This window comes from Streptomyces sp. NPDC087263 (assembly GCF_044744645.1).
Lineage (GTDB): Bacteria > Actinomycetota > Actinomycetes > Streptomycetales > Streptomycetaceae > Streptomyces.
The window spans coordinates 689,634-709,073 of sequence record NZ_JBIUYT010000003.1 but is presented as its reverse complement, the minus strand read 5'-3'; the positions used below and the strand labels follow the sequence as shown (position 1 = coordinate 709,073).

Annotated in this window: 13 protein-coding genes and 1 pseudogene; 9 read left to right on the top strand and 5 right to left on the bottom strand. The window is 69.4% G+C overall.

Going from position 1 to position 19,440, the window contains the following annotated elements; all coding sequences use genetic code 11:
* The first annotated feature begins 345 nt into the window (after positions 1 to 345).
* The 4 genes from ACIPC1_RS12555 to ACIPC1_RS12540 all read left to right on the top strand — a co-directional run bounded on the left by ACIPC1_RS12555 (position 346) and on the right by ACIPC1_RS12540 (position 4,512).
* On the top strand, positions 346 to 3,333 hold the full coding sequence (locus ACIPC1_RS12555; RefSeq protein WP_402516044.1) for a glycoside hydrolase family 2 TIM barrel-domain containing protein: 2,988 nt from the start codon (positions 346 to 348) through the stop codon (positions 3,331 to 3,333).
* A gap of 69 nt (positions 3,334 to 3,402) precedes the next feature.
* Positions 3,403 to 3,636, top strand: a complete 234-nt coding sequence (locus tag ACIPC1_RS12550) for a hypothetical protein (protein ID WP_402516041.1) — start codon at positions 3,403 to 3,405, stop codon at positions 3,634 to 3,636.
* The gene (locus ACIPC1_RS12545) at positions 3,633 to 4,280 is read left to right on the top strand and encodes a class I SAM-dependent methyltransferase (RefSeq protein WP_402516037.1); all 648 of its coding nucleotides are present in this window, start codon (positions 3,633 to 3,635) and stop codon (positions 4,278 to 4,280) included. The genes ACIPC1_RS12550 and ACIPC1_RS12545 overlap by 4 nt, the downstream gene beginning before the upstream one ends.
* 67 nt (positions 4,281 to 4,347) lie before the next feature.
* On the top strand, positions 4,348 to 4,512 hold the full coding sequence (locus tag ACIPC1_RS12540; RefSeq protein ID WP_402516035.1) for a hypothetical protein: 165 nt from the start codon (positions 4,348 to 4,350) through the stop codon (positions 4,510 to 4,512).
* A 135-nt stretch (positions 4,513 to 4,647) separates the two neighbouring features.
* Here ACIPC1_RS12540 and ACIPC1_RS12535 read toward each other — a convergent pair.
* The 4 genes and pseudogenes from ACIPC1_RS12535 to ACIPC1_RS12520 all read right to left on the bottom strand — a co-directional run.
* Positions 4,648 to 4,806, bottom strand: a pseudogene (locus ACIPC1_RS12535) (dihydrofolate reductase family protein); the annotation flags it as partial.
* Positions 4,807 to 5,167: 361 nt separating this feature from the next.
* A complete protein-coding gene (locus ACIPC1_RS12530; RefSeq protein WP_402516033.1) occupies positions 5,168 to 6,559 on the bottom strand; it encodes a helix-turn-helix domain-containing protein in 1,392 nt (463 codons plus the stop codon).
* A 56-nt stretch (positions 6,560 to 6,615) separates the two neighbouring features.
* A complete protein-coding gene (locus ACIPC1_RS12525) occupies positions 6,616 to 7,413 on the bottom strand; it encodes an SAM-dependent methyltransferase (RefSeq protein WP_402516030.1) in 798 nt (265 codons plus the stop codon).
* Positions 7,410 to 8,255, bottom strand: a complete 846-nt coding sequence (locus ACIPC1_RS12520) for a helix-turn-helix domain-containing protein (RefSeq protein WP_402516027.1) — start codon at positions 8,253 to 8,255, stop codon at positions 7,410 to 7,412. The genes ACIPC1_RS12525 and ACIPC1_RS12520 overlap by 4 nt, the downstream gene beginning before the upstream one ends.
* A gap of 828 nt (positions 8,256 to 9,083) precedes the next feature.
* Here ACIPC1_RS12520 and ACIPC1_RS12515 point away from each other — a divergent pair.
* The 5 genes from ACIPC1_RS12515 to ACIPC1_RS12495 all read left to right on the top strand — a co-directional run bounded on the left by ACIPC1_RS12515 (position 9,084) and on the right by ACIPC1_RS12495 (position 18,267).
* Positions 9,084 to 10,340 carry a carboxylase gene (locus ACIPC1_RS12515; protein WP_402516025.1) on the top strand — a complete coding sequence of 419 codons (1,257 nt, stop codon included), beginning with the start codon at positions 9,084 to 9,086 and terminating at the stop codon, positions 10,338 to 10,340.
* Between the two features lie 431 nt (positions 10,341 to 10,771).
* On the top strand, positions 10,772 to 12,118 hold the full coding sequence (locus tag ACIPC1_RS12510; RefSeq protein ID WP_402516023.1) for a cytochrome ubiquinol oxidase subunit I: 1,347 nt from the start codon (positions 10,772 to 10,774) through the stop codon (positions 12,116 to 12,118).
* Positions 12,115 to 13,386, top strand: coding sequence for a cytochrome d ubiquinol oxidase subunit II (locus tag ACIPC1_RS12505; RefSeq protein ID WP_402516022.1), 1,272 nt, complete (start codon positions 12,115 to 12,117; stop codon positions 13,384 to 13,386). The genes ACIPC1_RS12510 and ACIPC1_RS12505 overlap by 4 nt, the downstream gene beginning before the upstream one ends.
* Positions 13,386 to 16,778, top strand: coding sequence for an ATP-binding cassette domain-containing protein (locus ACIPC1_RS12500; protein WP_402516020.1), 3,393 nt, complete (start codon positions 13,386 to 13,388; stop codon positions 16,776 to 16,778). The genes ACIPC1_RS12505 and ACIPC1_RS12500 overlap by 1 nt, the downstream gene beginning before the upstream one ends.
* Positions 16,779 to 17,490: 712 nt before the next feature.
* Entirely contained in the window at positions 17,491 to 18,267 is a 777-nt protein-coding gene (locus ACIPC1_RS12495; protein ID WP_402516018.1) for a polysaccharide lyase family 7 protein, read from the top strand.
* Between the two features lie 261 nt (positions 18,268 to 18,528).
* Here ACIPC1_RS12495 and ACIPC1_RS12490 read toward each other — a convergent pair whose 3' ends face one another.
* Positions 18,529 to 19,230 (bottom strand): chitinase, encoded by a 702-nt coding sequence (locus ACIPC1_RS12490; RefSeq protein ID WP_384388540.1) that lies wholly within the window; start codon positions 19,228 to 19,230, stop codon positions 18,529 to 18,531.
* Between the last annotated feature and the right edge of the window lie 210 nt (positions 19,231 to 19,440).

The following is a 19,440-nucleotide window of genomic DNA, read 5'->3' as shown; positions in this document are numbered from 1 at the left end:
CACGCGGTCCCACCGCGGGCCGGACGAGCCGAGCGTGACCAGCACCGCATCCCGCCGACAGCCGTACCAGTCGCACGAACTCAACACGACCGGCGCGCACACCCGCCACGGGCCCGGGCCGTACGAACCGGCCGCGACCGACACCTCGACACGTCGGCAGCCGTACGCACCGACCGCGGCCTGCTCCCGCACCCGCCACCGCCCAGACACACCGGGCACGACCGACCACCCCCACCCCAACCCCCACACCCGCCACCAGCCGTACGAACCGGCCGTCACCGACCCCCACCTCCGCCACGGCACGGGCGACGTCCACCGAGCCCCCACGAAGAAAGACGTGACCTCTTGCTCTCCGAGCTCTCCGCGTATGTTTCGGACCTGGCACCGGGGCGCGGCGCGCTGCGCCCGGCGCGCTCGTGGCTGCACTCCGACGCCCCTTCCCTCTCCCTCAACGGGCCTTGGCGCTTCCGGCTGTCCCCCACGGCGTCGGTCGCGGCGGACTTCGTAGCCGACGACTTCTCCGACGACGGCTGGGGGACCCTGGCGGTGCCCGCGCACTGGGTGCTGGAGGGGGACGGCGCCTACGGCAGGCCCCTCTACACGAACATCCAGTACCCGTTCCCGATCGATCCGCCCCATGTCCCGGACGAGAACCCCACGGGCGACTACCGCCGCCACTTCGACCTTCCCGACGGCTGGTCGGACACCGAGCGGATCGTGCTGCGGTTCGACGGGGTCGAGTCGCTCTTCACGGTGTGGGTCAATGGTGTGGAGGCCGGCGGCGCCAGCGGCAGCCGGCTCGCCCACGAGTTCGATGTGACGGACGCGGTGCGTCCGGGTGACAACGTCGTCGCGGTGCGGGTGCACCAGTGGTCCGCGGCGAGCTACGTCGAGGACCAGGACCAGTGGTGGCTGCCGGGGATCTTCCGCGACGTCACCCTCCTCGCCCGGCCGGCCGGGGGCATCGAGGATGTCTGGCTCAGGACCGGTTACGCCGCCGGGCAGGGCCGGATCGACCCGGAGGTCACCGCCGACGCGTCGGCCTTCCCCGTCACCCTGCGGATCCCCGAGCTCGGCGTCGAGCGGGTCTGGGCGACGGCGGCCGAGGTGGCCCCACTGGACGTGGCCGAGGTGGAGCCCTGGTCGGCGGAGGAGCCGCGCCTGTACGAGGCGACGGTCTCCTCGGCGGCGGAGAGCATCGCCCTGCGGGTGGGTTTCCGCACGGTCGAGATCCGCGGCGACCAATTCCTGGTCAACAGCCGCCGGGTGGTCTTCCACGGGGTGAACCGTCACGAGACGCACCCCGAGCGCGGCCGGGTCTTCGACGAGCGGCATGCGCGCGAGGACCTCGCCCGGATGAAGCGGTTCAACCTGAACGCCATCCGCACCAGCCACTACCCTCCGCACCCACGGCTCCTCGACCTCGCCGACGAACTCGGGTTCTGGGTCGTCCTGGAGTGCGACCTGGAGACACACGGCTTCGACAATCTCGGCTGGGTCGGCAACCCGAGCGACGACCCGGCGTGGCGCCCGGCCTACCTCGACCGCATCCAGCGGACCGTCGAGCGGGACAAGAACCATCCCAGCGTCGTCATCTGGTCCCTCGGCAACGAGGCGGGCACCGGCAGCAACCTCGCCGCGATGTCGGCATGGGTCCACGCCCGGGACACCGAGCGACCGGTGCACTACGAGGGCGACCACACGGGCGAGTACACGGACATCTACTCACTCATGTACCCGACGGTCCCGGAGACCGAGCGGGTCGGCACCGACGACGCTTCGTCCACGCTCCTGGACTGCACCCCCGCGCAGAGCGCCCGCCAGCGCGGCAAACCATTCCTGCTGTGCGAGTACGCCCACGCGATGGGCAACGGGCCGGGCGCGTTCGATCAGTACGAGGCGCTCGTACACGAGTATCCGCGGCTGCACGGCGGCTTCGTCTGGGAGTGGCGGGACCACGGCCTCCTGGCGACGGCCCCGGACGGAACGCCGTACTACGCCTACGGCGGCGACTTCGGCGAGGTCGTGCACGACGGCAACTTCGTGATGGACGGCATGCTGCTGAGCAACGACGTCCCCACGCCCAGCCTCCACGAGTTCAAGGCGGTCGTGCAGCCGCTCCGCTTCGCCTTCGACGGCGAGAAGGTCGCGATCACGAACCTGCGACACTCGGCCGACACGTCGGATCTGCGGTTTCGCTGGCGGGTCGAGCACGACGGAGTGCCCATGGACTCGGGCGAGCTGGACGTCCCCGCGGTCTCGGCGGGCGAGTCGGGCCGGGTGACGCTCCCCCGGGTCACGGTGTCCCCGGACGCCGAGACCTGGTTCACCATCGACGCGGTGCTGGCAACCGGCACCGCCTGGGCGGACCAGGGGCATGTCGTAGCGACCGCCCAGCACGACCACTCGGTACGGCGGCCGGTCCCCCGCGCCCGTCCGCGCACCGACTGGCGGCCCGGCGACGGCACCCTCGCCCTCGGAATTGCCGAGTTCGCCGACGGGTCGCTCACCCGTCTCGCCGGCCGGGCCGTGACCGGACCGCGTCTGGAACTGTTCCGCGCCCCGACCGACAACGACGAGGGTCCGGGGGACCGCCTCGAAGGGAGCGACGCCAGTGTCGCCGGGGTGTCCAGCGCCGACCTGTGGCGCCGGGACGGCCTGGACCGGCTCAGCGCGCGGAGGGTCACCGTGGAGCACGCGACGGACGCCCTGCGCACCGTCGACAAGGTCTCCGCCGCGAACTCCGCCCTGTCCGTGACGGTGGAGACCGTCTGGTCGGTCGAGGGGGGCGAACTCGAACTGCGCGTCGAGATCGAACCGTCGAGCGGCTGGCGGACGGTGTGGCCGAGGATCGGTGTGCACTTCGGCCTGCCCGACGGCACGGCTCCCGTCGACGGTGCCGAGTGGTTCGGGCTGGGCCCGTTCGAGTCCTACCCCGACAGTCTCCACGCGGCACGCACGGGACTCTTCGCCTCCCCGGTCGGCGATCTCTCGGTCGACTACGCGCGCCCCCAGGAAACCGGGCACCGCTCCCGGCTGCGGCACCTGACGCTGACCAGCGGTGCGGAGCGGGTGGTGCGCATCACCGCCCTGCCCGACACCCAGGGCCGGCGTCCCGGCTTCACTCTCAGCCGCCACACCCCTCAGCAGATCGCCGAGGCCCGGCATCCCTTCGAGCTCCCCGGCTCGACGACCAGTCACCTGATCATCGACGCGGCCCAGCACGGCCTCGGCTCCCGCGCCTGCGGCCCCGACGTATGGCCGGAGTTCGCGCTGCGCCCGGAGGCGCGCACGATCAGGCTCCGGATCACGGGAGGCCGAACCACGACGTGAAGCCCGCCCGGTCGGCGGCCGGGCTCCGGTTGCGGGGCTGCGACGGCATGCCGGTCAGCGCCGCATTGCATGTACGACGCCACCGCGACGCTCTGGACGCTCAACGGGCGTGGCGGTGGCGGCGGGATCGACATCAAGGTCACCGGCGGGCAGCGGGTGCGGATCTTCCAGCTGAGGTACTACCCGGACGGCTTCCCCACCGCCTCTTTCAATCGCCGCCGCACGTCGTTCCTCAGCGGCCGTTGTGGCAGGTGTCCGGCGGGTGCGACGATGCAGGTCGGCGACGAAGGGACACCGAGGTGAGGCACGAGGACCAACGACCGCCCGCCGCCGTGCTGTTCGACGCGCTGGGCCAGGACTATGAGAAGGCATTCGCCCATGCTCCCGCCCATCTGTCCGCGCTGGAGTGGCTGATCGAGCGGCTGCCCCCCGCCGCGCGAACGCTGGACGTGGGCAGCGGCACCGGGCGGCCCACCGCGGCCGCGCTCATCGAGGCAGGGCACTCGGTGCTGGGCGTCGATGTCTCCCCCGTCATGGTCGAACTCGCCGCCCGTCAGGTCCCCGAGGCCGATTTCCGCTGTGTCGACATCCGGATTCTCCCGCTGGAGGCCGACTCGTTCGACGGCGTGTGCGTGTTCTTCTCGCTGCTGCAGATGACCCGCGCCGAGCAGTCGGCTGTGACGCGACGCCTGGCTCTGGCCCTGAGGCCCGGCGGGCATCTGGTACTGGCCACCGTGCCCGCGGACGTGGAGGACGTCGAGGTGGTCTTCATGGGTCGGCCGGTCCGCGCGACGAGCTTCGCCGAGGAGAACGTCACCGCCATGGTGGAGGCGGCAGGGCTGACGGTCCTGTCCCGCCACGGCACCACCTTCGTCCCGGACCACCCCGGCGCCGACCCCGAACCGCACCTCTTCCTGTACTGCCGCCGTGAGGAGACCGGGCGCTGACGCTCAGGCGCACTGCATCAGCAGGCCGCTGATTGCCGATGAGAACGACCGGGACGAACAAGGAGAAGTGGCCGAGCACCGTGGTGAGCGGCCAGATCGCCTCGTCGTCGTAGAGGGCGGATGCCTTGGCGAACAACTCGTCGGAGACGCGTTCTCCGAACGGGTTCGGGGTGAGGACGACCTCCACGAGCTCCCGTACGCGAAGAACGCGTGCATGGGCGAGGCGAGGTGAGGTGGATGCGAACGTTGTTCCGGAGCAGCACGATCGGCCCGCCGAACTGCATGTCGGCGCAGAGTGGCGGACCCCCGTGCCGACTCCCGCTCAAGCCCGGCGATCCCCTCCTCGCTGAGCCGCGCACGCCCCCGGCTAACGCGCCCCGCGGTAACGGAGGTAGACGACTCGCGAGCTGAAGGTGCGGGTCTCGACGAGTTCGAGATCCACCCGGCGCTCGCGATGGGGAAAGTACGGAATGCCACCGCCAATCAGCACCGGGTAGACCATGGCCCGGTACTCGTCGATCAGACCCGACGGATTCGCAAAAAGATCCAACAGTGGCTCAACCCATGTGAAACAGAGACACCCGAGCGAGTTCGGGCGCGGTCACAAGCACGATCGGTCGATGCCTCGCTCAAGATCCACGCCGATGAACTGATTGGGCTGTCGCTCGGTACGGTCCGCAGTTACCGGTATGCCGCCCACCGCTGACCCGAGGGGCAGGTTCGTCCCGGCGTCTTCCGTCCTCTCGATCTACAACACTGAGGAGCTTTACTACGCAGCCGCCGCACTCAATAGCCGCCATCGCACAACACTCGGCTGCCAAAAGCCCGCCGAGCTCGTCGCAGCACTGGAGTTTTCACGTGGTGCGGTGGCCGCTGAAATCCGTCAATCAGTAAGGCCGTTGCCCTCGATACGTTCTGCCTCCTCGGCGTGGCAGCAGAGCCGGGGTGTCGTCGGGAGTGGCGATCGTCTCGGCGGCCAGGTGGAGTTCCGCCCGTACTGTCGCGGATGACAGGTCGAGGGACAGCGCCCTGCCGCATTTGCTCATCCAGTCGGTGAGCGTGCTTCGGCTCAGACTCAGTTCCGAGGCAGCGGGAGCCGTACGTCCACGGTGTTGGAGCCAGCATCGAAGGGCGATACGCAGCGGTTGGTCCACTGGTTCGAGAAGGGCCGAGGCCCAGCGGTGGGCGTGCTCGGGGGTGAGCAGACCAGTAGGCAGCGGGGGGCTGGGAACAAGGCGGGTGGAGGAGGTGATCTGGCTGGGGGCGGCCGGGGCCCGTACCGCCAGCAGGAGTTGTGCCTGCACGGTGGGGTTGTCCAACTCGGCGACAAGCAGAGTACCGATTCCGCGCAGCCGTGTGCGTACCGTGCCTTCGGACACGTCGAGCACCGATGCGGCGGCCTGAGCGGATCCCGAACGCAGGTACGCCTCCAGCGTCCTGCGCTGCTCGCGGTCCAGGGGCTTGAGGATTGCTGCGGACCAGGAGGTGAGCCGATGGTCGGGAATGACCCGGAGCAGTCCGCGCGAACCCAGGACGGTCGCGGACGTCAGGCGGCCGGCACGTGCGCCGTGACGGGCATTGCCGGCCTCGGCCCACGCGGTGGCGACCATGTCCAGCGGCAAAGGGTCCGAAAAGCCCCCGGCCAGCTGATGCCGGTCGGCGATGCGCGCGACGAGTGGGCGGGCCGAGTGGCGGTCTGTGCCGTTGCCGTGGAGCGCGAGGACCACCAACTCGTTTCCCTCCACGCACACCAGCATGCGGGGGTCACTGGGGGACACACTGGGCTGAGCCGTTCGCCAGTGAGCCTGGTAGGCGGCGTGCACCGACTGTCCGGTCAGCCGGAACACCGTGGCATGGGTGAACGCGGCGCCGCCCAGCACGTTGGTGGCCAGGTGAGGCTGGCCGCTGAGCAGGAGGTGCAGGACCGCGGTGTGCAGCCGCTGCTCAGCGTGGTGGGTTTCTTCCGCCCGGCGAACCCGGGCCCGCATTCTGAGCAGATCAACGGTGGTCCGCGCGATCAGGTCGATGCGGGATGCGGGTGCTGCTGTGCCGGGTCCGACGACGAGGGCGGCGCCGGTCATCTTGCGGATCGTCAGGTGCGGGTGGAGCTGGGGGTGCGCGGCAGCACGCACCCCCTCGGGTCCGGCGGTGTGGGGGGCACTACAGACGACGACGCCCATGAGGTCCATGAGGACCGCCCAGCCCTCGGCCAGGGCCGCGGCCTCATCGATCAGCTGAGCGTCCGAGTGGGCCGCTGCCCGCGTGAGTCGTCGCACCACCTGATACCGCGTCACCTCTACGGGAGAGGCGGGCGCGGGTCCCACACGGCCCGACGTCATGAGATCCGCGCCACGCCGCCCCAGCCCGCGCGGTCGGTAAGGAGGCCGGTGTTCGCGTCGGGACGCCAGCGCGGCCAGCTCGTAAACCCGGGTTCGACCAGTTCGGTGCCCTCGAAGAGCTCCATGGCCACGGACGGCTCCCGGAAGATGTAGGGAATCGCGCCCGAGCTGTTGTATTCGTCCTGCACCGCTTGGTGTTCCTCGTCCGCGGCGGTGGAGTGGCTCAGTGACAGGTGGCTGCCTGAGGGAAGCTGGTCGACGAGTCGGCGCACGAGACCCAGAGCTTCATCCCATTCGACGATGTGGCCCAGCACGTCGTTGATGACCAGAGCGATCGGCTTGGTCATGTCCAGCGTCTTGGCTGCACCCGCTAAGACCGTGTCCGTGTCCCGCATGTCCGCCTGCACATAGGCCGTGGCGCCCTCGGAAGTGCTGGTGAGGAGCGCATGGACGTGCAGCAGCACGATGGGGTCGTGGTCTATGTAGACCACTCGGCAGTCGGGCGAGATCCGCTGTGCGACTTCATGGGTGTTGTTGCTGGTGGGCAGCCCGGCACCCAGATCGATGAACTGCCGGATCCCGGCTTCCCTGGCCAGGTACGTGGTGGTGCGCCGCAGGAAGTCCCGGGACTCCCCGGCGAACGGGACGATCTTGGGGTACTTGCTGCTGTAGGCGTCGCCGGCGGCCTGGTCGGCGGGGTAGTGGTCTTTCCCACCCAGCCAGTAGTTCCAGACGCGCGCGCTATGAGCGACGGACGTGTCGATCTGCGGGGACGGGCGGGTCGGTTCGGTCATGACAACGCTTCCTTCGATTCGTCAGGATGAGGTGCGACAACGCAGGTGTGGTCCAGCAGCACGTGATACGCCGTCACCGCGTGCCTGCTGTTCAGGACTTCGGCGGATCCGGGCAGGTCTCCCTCACGGACCACGTGATCAGGGATCTCTGGTACGTCGACCCGGTACAGGGTCACGGTCGGCATGCCGGTCATGCTGTGGCAGGGCCCTTCCAGCGGGTGAATCTGCAAGGTCACATCGGGACGCTCGACAGCTGCCCTCAGCGCCTGCCATTGCTCGGCCATCACTGCCTCGCCGCCCACGGACGTACGCAGCGCCGCGGCTGACATGACTGCCCAGATGCGCGTGTTCTGGTCACGCAACCGCTTTTGGCGTTCTATGAGCAGCTCGGTCCGCCGGTCCTTGTCCGCGGGGGACAGCTCAGGTCTGCGGACGTCTTCGACAGCGCGGGCGTAGGACGGTGTTCGCAGCAGGGCAGGAACGAGGGCCGGCTCCCACACGCGGATGATCCGGGTCGCGGACTCCACACTCATCAGGTCCAGCTGCCATGCGTCCATGACAGACCGCCACGGATGCCACCACCCGGGGAGGTTGGCAGTCGCGAGCTGCCCGAGGAACTCCTCGATTTCGGCAGCGCCCGCGCCGTACGCCGTCAGCAGGGTGTGGACCTGGCCCTCATCCAGGGATGTCTCGGCCAGTTCGATACGGCGGACGGTTGCCGTGTGGGCTCCGAGTGCGGTGGCAGCCTCGCCTCGGGAAATCCCTGCGGCTTCGCGCAGGGTTTTGAGCCGGGTGGCGAGGACGAGGTGCGCGACGGTCCTGCCAGACCTTTCGCGAGCCATGGAATCCCCCTTCCGGCACTTTCTTCAACCTGTAGGTAGTGCAAACTTTGTACCTTGCAATCTTCGTGCGCAACCCTTTGAGTATGCCTAACTCGCCTCAGTGACCGTGCAGTTGCGGATGGTGGAAGGCCGCGCGCCTGTGCGGGCGGGCCACCGCAAGGGGCTCCGTTCGCGTACGCGCCGTCGAACCGGGCCTGGGGGGAGTTGGGGCGTGGTCGACGCCTACGGGGGATAACGGGAGGGCGAATGAACAGGCGTGATCCGCGGCAGTCAGTCCTGGGAAGGCACGCTGTCAACAGCGAGTACGTCAGCGGTCCTGGCAGCCGCATCGGCGCAGGTCTGCTCAACGCCGCACTGTGCAGGAACCGGGGCGCCGGGCGTGCGAGGGGGAGGCTTCCCTAGGCCCTGTCATCACATTCCCGTCTGCCTCGCGACGCCCTGCACGCACTCTCGCCGCACCGGGCGCAGACCCGAGTACGTCCAGTACGAGGGTCCACGCCCGGCACACCGAGAGCACGCACCTACTGCGACACAGGCTGCTGCCGCAGCGGGCGCGAGGCCGCCCTCCGGGCGACGACGGGAATGTGACTACAGGACCTAGCTAGGCGGCAGCGGTTTGTGTCCCTGGTGTGCGACACGCGGCAAGAGGGCATCGCCCCTCAGCCATTCGCCCTTCACCAGGACGGTCCGGTTGTCCTGTGTGCGCAGGGCGCAGTGCCTGTCAGCCGACTACCGCAGCCGGACGCCGACCGCTGGGTCCGCCGACTCCTCGCTCCACTGATGCAACCGCCGCCGTAGTCCTACCCTTTACATCCGAAGGGCCCCGCCGTGCACACATCGCAACGCCGCCCGGTACTGCTGGTGGGTGCCGGCATCCGCGAGTATCACGCCCACAGCCTCCTGCAGATCGCCGCGTCCCATCCGGTGGTTCTGGTCGACGCCGTCATCCCGCCCTGGGCTCGCCCCTATCTGGCAGGAGAGGTCTCCGTCAGCCTCTCCGACCCGAGCGAAGTAGGCGCAGCGGTCGGGAGGTTCACCGTCGAACACCCGGTCGACGGGATCGTCACCAGCGAGCCTCGCCACGCCGGTCTCGCTGCCCACCTGGCACAGCACTTGGGCCTGCCCGGCAACTCCCCCTCCGCAGTGGCCACGTGCGAGGACCCGTCCAGGGCCCACGGCGTCCTGCGCGAAGCCGACGTCCCTTCTATGCAGGTGCACGCGGTCGACGACATCCAAAGCGCGCTCGCCGCCGCGCGCTCGCTCCACTTCCCGGTCTCCCTCACTGCGCCTGCGGCGGGCACCGGCCCGGTGCGCGCGGACTGCGACAACGAGGTACGCAGCGCCTACGAGGCCCTCGCCCCAGGCAACGGCGCTGAACCGCTCACCACGACTGTGACGATTGAGGAGTTCGGCCTGGACGGCCCGGAAGTCGGCGTCGAGGCCGTGGTCCTCTCCCCTGGAGAGGTGCAGACGGTCGCCGTCACCCGCAAGACTCTCTGCCCCGAACGCGCCCACTGTCCGGTTGGTTACAGCGTCGACGCGCACGACGAGCTGCTCCAGGACGCCGGCCTCACCCGAGTCGTCGCGCAGGCGACGACCGCGCTCGGACTCACCGTCGGCGTCGTGCATGCCGATGTGCGACTGACCTCGCGCGGACCGTTCATCCTGCAGGTCGGGGCGTCTCCCGCCGATGACCTCATTCCGTTACTGGTGGCCCGTGCCCAGGGCATCGGCTTGTCCCGGGCAGCGGCCGCCCTGGCCACCGGCGGCACCCCCGACCTGACCCCCACCCGGGAACAGGCCGCCGCGATCCGCTTCCTCCACCCGGACGCCTCGGGCCGTGTCGTCCGGCTCAAAGCCGCAGAGACGCTCACGTCCCAGCCCTGGCTGGACCGTTTCGCCTGGACCCAGCGGCCGGGCAAAGCGGTGCTCGGCCCGCCGCGCAGCGGCCGCGCGGACCGTCTCGCGCACTGGGTCGTCACCGGAGCGGACACCGCGGAGTGCACCTCGCGGCTCGGTCTGATCGCCGAACAGGTCACCGCCCGCGTCTCGAAAGCCGCATCCAGCCCCGTCGGCGCGCACTGACCGCCCATCGCCTGCCCCCGCCCTAGGCGCGCTGGCCGCGCCTCCACCTGAGTCACCAAGGGTTGAATCCAGCCCCCGAAGGCGTGCCGGGCGCCCGCGAGCTACATAGACCACCCCTTCCTGCTCGGCATCGCGCGATACCGCGCCCCGCCGTGTTGGCCGGCATCCGGCGAGTGCCGCACGAGCAGCTCGGCGGCGAACCCAAACCCGGACCGGGAGTGCGGGAGTTGGTCGCGGGAACCTGACGCGCCCGTCGCCTTACAGCCGGCGCCCTCCCAGGGCCTGACGAGGTCCTGTCGGAGTCCCGACGGGGTCCTGTCGTCGAACGGGTGGTTTCCGCCTCTCCCGGTTGTGGCGTGCCGTCCGACGGTATGCCTCGATGATTCCATTCGTGCCGAATAGATACCTGGACAACGGACGGGAATGTGATCGTGGGAGCGGATTCCCTGGTGGACCTGTCCCGTCTCCAGTTCGCGATGACGGCACTTTTCCACGTCACTTTCCCGACGATGACCGTCGGCACCAGCCTGTTCGTGCTGTTTCTGTACGCGGCGTGGCTGCGAACCCGCAATCCGGCCTGGCTGTCCCTGTTCCGGTTCTGGCGGCGGATTTTCGCGCTGACGTTCGGGCTGGGTGTGGTCACCGGCATCGTGCTGACCTTCGAGCTGGGGCTGAACTGGGGCCGGTACGCGCATGACGTGGGCCCGGTGGTCGGGCCACTCCTCGGTATGGAGGTGGTCACCGCGTTCTGCCTGGAGGCCGCCTTCTTCGGAGTCGTGATCTACGGCGAGAACCGGGTGAGCGAGCGGGTCATGATGTTCTCGGTGGCGATGGTCTCGCTGGGCACGCTGTCCTCGACGACCTGGATCATGATGGCCAACACGTGGATGCAGGCGCCGACCGGGTACCGGCGGATGCCGAACGGCCAGTTCCGGGTCTCCGACTGGGGCGAGGTGATCCTCAACCCGTTGTTCGGCTGGCGTGTCACGCACATGTTCCTGGGCGCTCTGCTGGGAGCCTCCCTGCTGGTCGCCGGGATCGGTGCGTCGTATCTGCGGCGGGGTGTCCACCGGGACGCGGGCGCGCGCATGGTGTCGGTGGCGATGGCTACGGTGCTGCTTGTGCTCCCGGTACAGATCGCTGTCGGTGACACCCTGGGCGGACGGCTCCTTCCGTACCAGCCGGCCAAGCTGCTGGCCACCGAAGGACATTGGCAGGCCACGAGCCAGTACAACCTGTTCATCGTCCCGGACGAGAAGGCCCACAAGAACACCGTGCAGGTGTCGGTGCCCTTCATCACGCCGGTCGTCATCGGCAAGGACTGGTCGATGAAGTTCAAAGAGCCACCGGTGACCACGATCCCCGCCGACGAGCGCCCGGCGCTCCTGTGGCCGTTCTACGGGTTCCGGATCATGTTCTTCATCGCCTGGGGTCTGCTGGCCACCGCCCTCGTCGGCGTCGTGCTGCGGCTGCGCGGCCGGCTGTACGTCTCCCGGCGTTTCCTCAGACTGCTGACGTGGCTCACGCCGTTCGGGGTGTTCGCGGTCTGGGGCGGATGGGTGACCGCCGAGAGCGGCCGGCAGCCGTGGGTGGTCTACAACCAGCTGCGCACCTCGGGTGCCGTCTCCTCGCTGGCCACGTGGCCGGTCGCCGTCTCGATCGCCGTACTGGCCGTGCTCTACGCGACGCTGGCGACCGTGTGGATCAGGACCGTACGCCGTTACGTCCGCGAGGGACCGCCCCGGCCCGAACCTGAGCAGGCGGAGGCACTGTCATGACCGTGGAGTCGATCTGGTACGCCGTCATCCTCGCGGCCCTGGCCGTCTACGTGGTGTTGGACGGCTACGACCTCGGCATCGGGGTGCTGACCTTCGCCGAGCGGGACCCGGCGCGCCGCCGTCGCATGATCGACCTGGTGGCGACCATGTGGGACGGCAACGAGACCTGCCTGCTGATCTCCGCGGTCGGGGTGTGGGCCGGCTTCCCGCTGTTGTTCGCCTCGGCGGTGCCGCACCTGTACCTCGGAATCATCGCCATGCTCGTACTGCTGGCGGTGCGCGGGTTCTCGTTCGAGATGCAGGCCTCATCGCCGACGTACGACCCGCTGTGGGGCACGCTGTTCGGCATCGCGTCCGGGCTCGTCGCGTTCATCCAGGGCACGATGGCCGGGGCACTGCTCAAGGGCGTGACGCCGATCGGACAGCTGACCGGGAGCATCAGTCCTCTGGGATTCCTGGACACCTTCACCCTCTGCTCCGGGCTCGCCGTGGTGGCCCTGTACTCGCTGGCGGGCGCGGCGTGGCTGGTTCACAAGACGGACGGGGAGTTGGGTGTCTCGGCCGGGCGAGCCGGGCGCTTCCTTGTGCCGGTCACGGCGGTATTCCTCGTCCTGGCGGGGGTTCTCTATTTCGCGTCGGACCGGAACCTGGCGGCGACCCACCATCCGGCGACGGCTGTCGCCCTGGTGCTGACCGTCGTGGCGTGTCTGCTGACGGCCGGGGCGTTCTTCGCCTTCCGACGGCGCGGACGGGAATGGCTGCCGTTCGTCTGCGTCGTCGCGGCGACCGTGTGCGGGACGGCGGCTGTCCCGCTTGGGCTGTATCCGATCGTGCTGTCGCCGGGGATGACGCTGAACGAGGCGTCGGCGCCGAGCGGCACGCTGCATTTCGTACTCGGCTGGATGGGCGGGTTCCTGGTCCTGTTCGCCGCCTACACGGTCTGGGCGTACCGGGTCTTCCGCGGCAAGTTCGCGGGATACGACGTGGAGAAGGCCATCCCGCTCGGGTCGGTCGCCATGGGCGGCGGGCACGTGCGCGCAGTGGCTCCGCCGTTGCCCTGGCCCGCCCGCATCCTTGCCGTGGTGCTGGTGGTGGCACTGTGGGCCGGCGCCCTGCTGATCGCTCAGATGACTTTCACGGCCTACTCGGAGTGGGGCAACTGGGCCGCCGTGTTCGCGCTCGCGCTCGTGATGGTCGCGGCGTGGGTTCTCGCCGGGCGGCGAGAGCCGCAGCCGGACGCGGCTGATCCCGCCGCGGCACTGGAATAGTGCGAGGCGTACTCGCCGAACTGGCGAAACCGGTGTCGGGGGCCGTGCGACGCGCCGCTGCCGCGAGGACGGTGGCGCTGATCGCCTCGCTGGGGCAGGCATACGGGATCGCGACCGTGGTACACGCGGTCTCCGTCCGAGACAGTGGTGGCGCGGCCGAGTTGGGATGGTTCGCGGCGTCCACGGCGATCCGGGCGGTCGCGGTGCGGGCGGCCGCGCTGGCAGGGGCGCGGGCCGCCTCGGAAGGTGAACTCGCTCTGCGGCGACGGTTGGTGCGATCGGTGGTCGCCGATCCCCGTGGGCGATGGGCCAAGGCCGACAGTCCCCATGCACGGTGGGCCAAAGCCGACAGTCCCCGTGCGCGGTGGGCCAAGGCCGACAGTCCCGAGGATCCGGCGGTGCCCGGCTCGGCTTCCGCAGCGCTCGGCGGTGTCCCGGCAGCCGGGGAGGCGACGGTCGTCGTCCTCGACCATCCCGCGAAGCTCGGCCCCTACCTGGCCGAATATCTGCCCGCGCGCATGGCGCTCGGTACCGGCCCGCTTCTCGTCCTGGCCGTCGTCGCGTGGATCAGCCTGCCGGTGGCGGTGCTCCTGGCCGTCGCCGTTCCGATCGTCGTCGGCAACCTGATCGTCGTCGGACACGGCGCGGCCGAGGTGAGCCGCCGTCATCTCGCGCGCCGCGAACGGCTCTCCGGCTACTTCCTGGACCGGATCCAGGGACTCGGCGTGCTGCGGTATCTGGGAGCGTCGAAACGCGAGGCGGACGAGGTCGCCCGGGTCGGCGACGAGCTCGTCGACGACAGTCTCGCGGTGCTGCGCATCGGCTTCCTCTCGACGGCGGTGGTCGAGCTGGTCGTGACGATGGCGGTCGCCGTCGCGGCCACGTACATCGGCCTGACCCTGCTCGGCTACGTCGACATCCCCTGGCTTCCGCCCCGGATGTCGTTGCGCACCGGCCTTTTCCTCCTGCTCGCGGTTCCGGTGTACTTCCAGCCGTTGCGCGCGTACGCGTCCGCCTACCACGCGCGCGCGGACGCCGATGCGATGGCATCCGAGGTCGAGGCGTTCCTGGACGGTCCCGACGTGCCGGAGCTGTTCGTACCGCCATCCGCCCCGGACGTCGTAGTCAACTCCGTGACCGTCGTCTTCGACGGTGAGCCGGCGCTGCGGGATGTAGACATGACAGCCGAGGCCGGTTCGTTCATCGCGGTGACCGGAGCGAGCGGGGCGGGAAAGACCACGTTGCTGCGCACCATCGGCGGCTACCTCCGCTGCGACACGGGTTCGGTGGGTATCGACGGCGAAACCGGGTGCGTTCCGCACGTCGTCTGGCATTCCCAGCACCCGGTGCTGCTCCCGGGGACGGTCGCCGACAACATCGCTCTGGGCCGCCCGGACGCCGACCGCCGGACGCTGCGAGGTGTCGCCGACGAGGTCGGACTCGTTCTCCGTGACGGACTGGACACGAAGGTGGGCGAACGAGGTGCCGGGCTGTCGGCCGGCGAGGCCCAGCGCGTCGCCCTCGCCCGCGCGCTGCTGGTCGAGGATGCCCGACTGTGGCTCCTGGACGAACCCACCGCGCATCTCGACGGCCGTGCCGAAGCCGAACTCATCGAGGTCCTGCGCAACGCGGCGCGGGGCCGTACCGTCATCGTCGCGACGCATTCCCCGGCGATGCTCGCGGCAGCCGACGGGGTGTGGCATCTCGATGAGCGCGGTTCTTCCGAGACTGCGGCTCTCCACCCGGCTGTGGCATCCCTGACAGTGCCGCAGCCCCGGCGCGCAGTCCCGGCGCCCGAGGCATCACCCGCTCCGGCGTTCCGGACCGGCCGTCCCGGTCGTGACCTCGTCCGTCTGCTGCGTGAAGCCGGAAACTTCGCCCCATTGCGTCGCCGCCTGATCGCGGGTCTGGGCCTGGGAGTCCTGGCCGCGGTGTCGGCGGCGGCACTGACGTCCATGGCCGGATGGTTCCTCGCCACCTGCGCAGCGGCAGGACTCGCCTACACCACAACGTTCAACTGGATGCTCCCGGGCACGCTGGTCCGGGCACTCGCCGTGACCCGCACCGTGGCCCGTTACGGCGATCGGCTGGCCACCCACGTCGCCACCTTGACGTTCCTCGCCCGTCTGCGGACCGCCCTGTTCGCCCGCGCGGCATCCGCGGGCCCCGAGGCCGACGTGCTGCGCAGCGGCGACGTCCTGGCGAGGCTGACCGCCGACGTCGACGCGCTGGACGCGGTGGTCCTGCGCGTGGCGTCCCCGGTTCTCACCGCGCTGGTCGTGGCGCTCGGCGGGATCGCCGTCCTGGCAGCCGTGGCACCGGCAGCGGCAGTCGTCACGGCCGTCGCGGTCCTCGGTCTCGCGGTCATGCAGCCATGGCTGACGCTCCGTCATTCCCGGGAAGTCGCGCGCGGGGTATCCCGGATGCAGGCCGGCTGCCGGGTCGCCGTGGCCGAGGCCGTGGACGCAGTCATGGAGCTTGTGGCGTTCCGCGCCACGGACACGGCGGCGTGCCGTATCGACGACCGCTTGACGGACCTTTCCCACGTGGCGTCGGCGCGAGCCCGTCGTGATGCGGCACGCCAGGCAGTGGGCTGTTTCGTCACCGGGGGAGCCGTCCTGACGGTGCTGGCCGAGGGGAGCCGCTCCGGACTGTCCGCGCCGCTGCTGATCCTGACCTGCCTGATCGTGGCGGCGGTCTGTGAAACAGTCGAACCTCTGCGCACCGCCGCGGACGCCTGGGCCGATGTCGAGGCCGCCGCCGATCGTGTGAGCCGGCTGATGCCGGCGGGGGCCGAACCGTCGCTCCCCTCGCGCGCCGCCGACAGCGGTACCCGCCCGGCGCCCGCCCCGGCCGCCGGAACGACGACCCTCGTCACCGGCCCGAGCGGCAGCGGCAAGACCACGTACCTCAGGCAGTTGGCCGGAGCCGACAGCCGTCGCACCGTCCTGGTCGCCCACGACGACCACATCTTCGACGGCACCATCGAGGACAACCTCCGCCTGGCCGCCCCCGAAGCCACCGAGCAGGAGCTCCACGACGCCCTCGAAGGCGTCTGCCTTGCCGACCTCGGCGGTCCGGCGAGGGCCGTCGGCCGTCGTGGTGAGCACCTGTCCGGCGGCCAGCGGAGGCGCCTGGCGCTGGCCCGCGCCCTCCTGGCCGAGCCCGACGTACTGCTCCTGGACGAGCCCACCGAAGGCCTGGACGCCCCGACTGCCCGCGCGGTGCTGGAAGCCATCCGCGCACGGCTGCCCCGCTGCACCCTTGTCGTCGTCGCCCACGACCGTCACCGCGACCATCTTCCCTGGGCCGCCGACACCGAGATCGCGATGGCTCCGATCCTGGCTCCCATCCTGGCCGTCGACCGAGTGAGCGATATTCCCGAGGCATGACGATTGCCTTCGCCTCGCCCCTGCTCAGTGGCGAGGTGGATCCGTGCAGTTCTCCGGTGAGGAACTGCGCGCGACCGTAACCGAAGGACGGCTCCGAGCATGAGTCGGTACGGGTCTGACTTCACGTACGCGCTGAGATCTTCGGGACGAGGTGCGAACGGCACTCGGCACGTGCCGCGCTTCGGCCGCATCGACCAGCTGTTCACACATGCGCCCAACGGGGCATGGGAGAGACACTCGTGCGGCGACGGCGCAGGTCCCCCGCGCCTTCTACCTCAGCTATGCACTGGGCAGTGCTAATGGCCAGGGTGACGTGCCGCATCAAGCCGACGTAGTGGCGGACTTCGTACTCGTCCAGGCCGCATTCGTTCTGCCGGCAACTCGCCCGCGTCCCGGCCCGGCTGGGCGAGGGACCCACTCCTGGCAGTTTCGTGAGCAGCCCTCGACCAGCAAGATCGAGAGCATCCTGCAAGTAGGCGTTCACTGGTCGTTCCTCTAACCGACTCTGGGTCAGGCCCGATCGAGGCGGGCTCGATGGTGGCGGGGTGATGGGTGCGCGCCAAGCCGGACCACGAGGCGAGGCTGAGGAACAAGGGCCCTTGACGGCATTGGCTCAGGCCTTTACCGTCTCGGCACGCAGGTTCACAAGTGAACTACTTGTTCACAGACCTGAACTCGCCCTGTCCTCCCCCACATCCCGAAGGACGGCACCATGATTCGTACCAGAGTTCTCGCGACGGCTACCGTCGCGGCCACTGTCGCCGTGGTCACCGTGTTGGGCACCTCAAGCGCCGGCGCCGCAGATCCGAAGGTCGCTCCCGGCGGCAACTTCGACCTGTCGGTCTGGCAGTTGCAGGAGCCCGTGGGGTCGCCCGGCAGTCCCACCACCATATCCTCGTCGCGACTGCAGGGCTCGAACGGCTTCCAGGACTCGTACTTCTACACGGACACCCGTGACGGAGCAATGACGTTCTGGGCACCCGAGAAGGGCGTCACCACCCCGAACTCCAACTACGCCCGCTCCGAGTTGCGCGAGATGAACCAGAGCGGCAGCGCGGCGGACTGGTCCCTGAGCGGCAGCCACAAACTGAGCGCGACTCTGCGCGTGGTGTCGGTGACGTCCAACGTGTGCGTGGGGCAGATTCACCTCGGCTCCGGCGGCACCTCCACCAAGCCGCTGGTGGAGCTGTACTACCGGTCGAACGGCGACATCGTCGCCGGTACCGAGAACTCCCCCTCGGGCGGCCAGACACTGCACACCGTAGGCAATGTGTCGGTCGGCAAGACGTGGACCTACACCATCGCCGTGTCCGGCGGCAACACCATCAACCTGACCGTCAACGGCAGCACCACGCACTACACGATCCCGTCGTCGTTCTTCCCGTACAAGCAGTACTTCAAGGCCGGTTCCTACAACCAGTCGTCCTCCGACAGCACTACGAAGGGCGCGCGGGTCGCGTTCTACGGGCTGACCGTTTCGCACGGCTGACTGAAGTGAGGGAACGCTAAGGTCCCGGACCGGGGCCGACAGACCGAGGACGGCCCGGTGTTGCCCAAACACCGGGCCGTCCGGTCTCTTGTCAGGGGCGGTAGGGATCCGCCGGCGCGGTAAGTGGCCCCCTCACGCCTTCCCGTCAAGCGGCGACTTCGCGGCGACGTACCTGCTCCAGGCTGGACGACGGAACGCCGGGGACGAAAGACCCAGCCTGCTGTTGTCCGTGGCGGGTGTGCGGACCCGCCACGGGACTACTCAGCAGCTGAGGTTCGCGCCCGGCGCGGTGTGCAGGATGTCGGTGAACGCGAGGTAAAGGTCCACCCGGTGCTGCATCTGATCGGGCCGGCCGCCGTTGCACTCGGTGGAGCCGTTGAGACTCCAGATCGTCTGACCGAAACCGTGACCGCCGGTGATCGCGTCGTGCCCGGTCATCGTCCCGGGGCCGGTCTGGGTGTTCCAGTACCACAGCGCTGTCATCCAGGCCACGGCCGGATCGGTCTCGACCAGCCAGGGGTTGTTGAGCAGGTCCAGGCCCAACGCGTCGCCCGCGGCCTTGTAGTTGAAGTTCCAGCTCAGCATGATCGCCCCGCGCCCGTAGTACGCGGAGGTTCCCGCCGGACAGCCGTAGGGCTGGGTGGCGTCGCAGAAGATCGGGTAGGTCGCCTCGTTCTGCGCCCGGACATAGAACAGACCGCCGGTTTCGTGGCTTATGTTCGCGAGGAAGGCTGCGGCCTCCTGTTTGCGGACGGTCCGGCTGCCGGTGCGGGCGAAGGCGGGGTACGCCTCGGTGGCTTCGAGCAGCCCGTCGTACGTGTAGAAGGTGTTCCGGTCCGGGAACATGCGCTCGAACTGCGCTTCGCTCACCACGAATCGGGAACCGTGTCTGGCCTGGACGGTCGCCTGAGCGGGTGCTGCGGCCGTGAAGAGCAGTCCGCACAGCGCGGCCAGGGCGGCCATCGTTGTCCTGCTCCTTGATCTGAGCACGAGTCATCTCTCCTTGGAGTCACGGGAGTTCGCGCCGGTGGGGGGTGATCGACCGACAGGGCTACCCCTTCCCAGCGCCAGGCCGTCCTAGGCGCCATTACCGCGGCGCGTCCTGCTCGGCGGCGTCCGCTGTCAGCTGCCCGCGGAGTTCGTCCACGAACCAGGCTGCGGTGTACTGGCAAT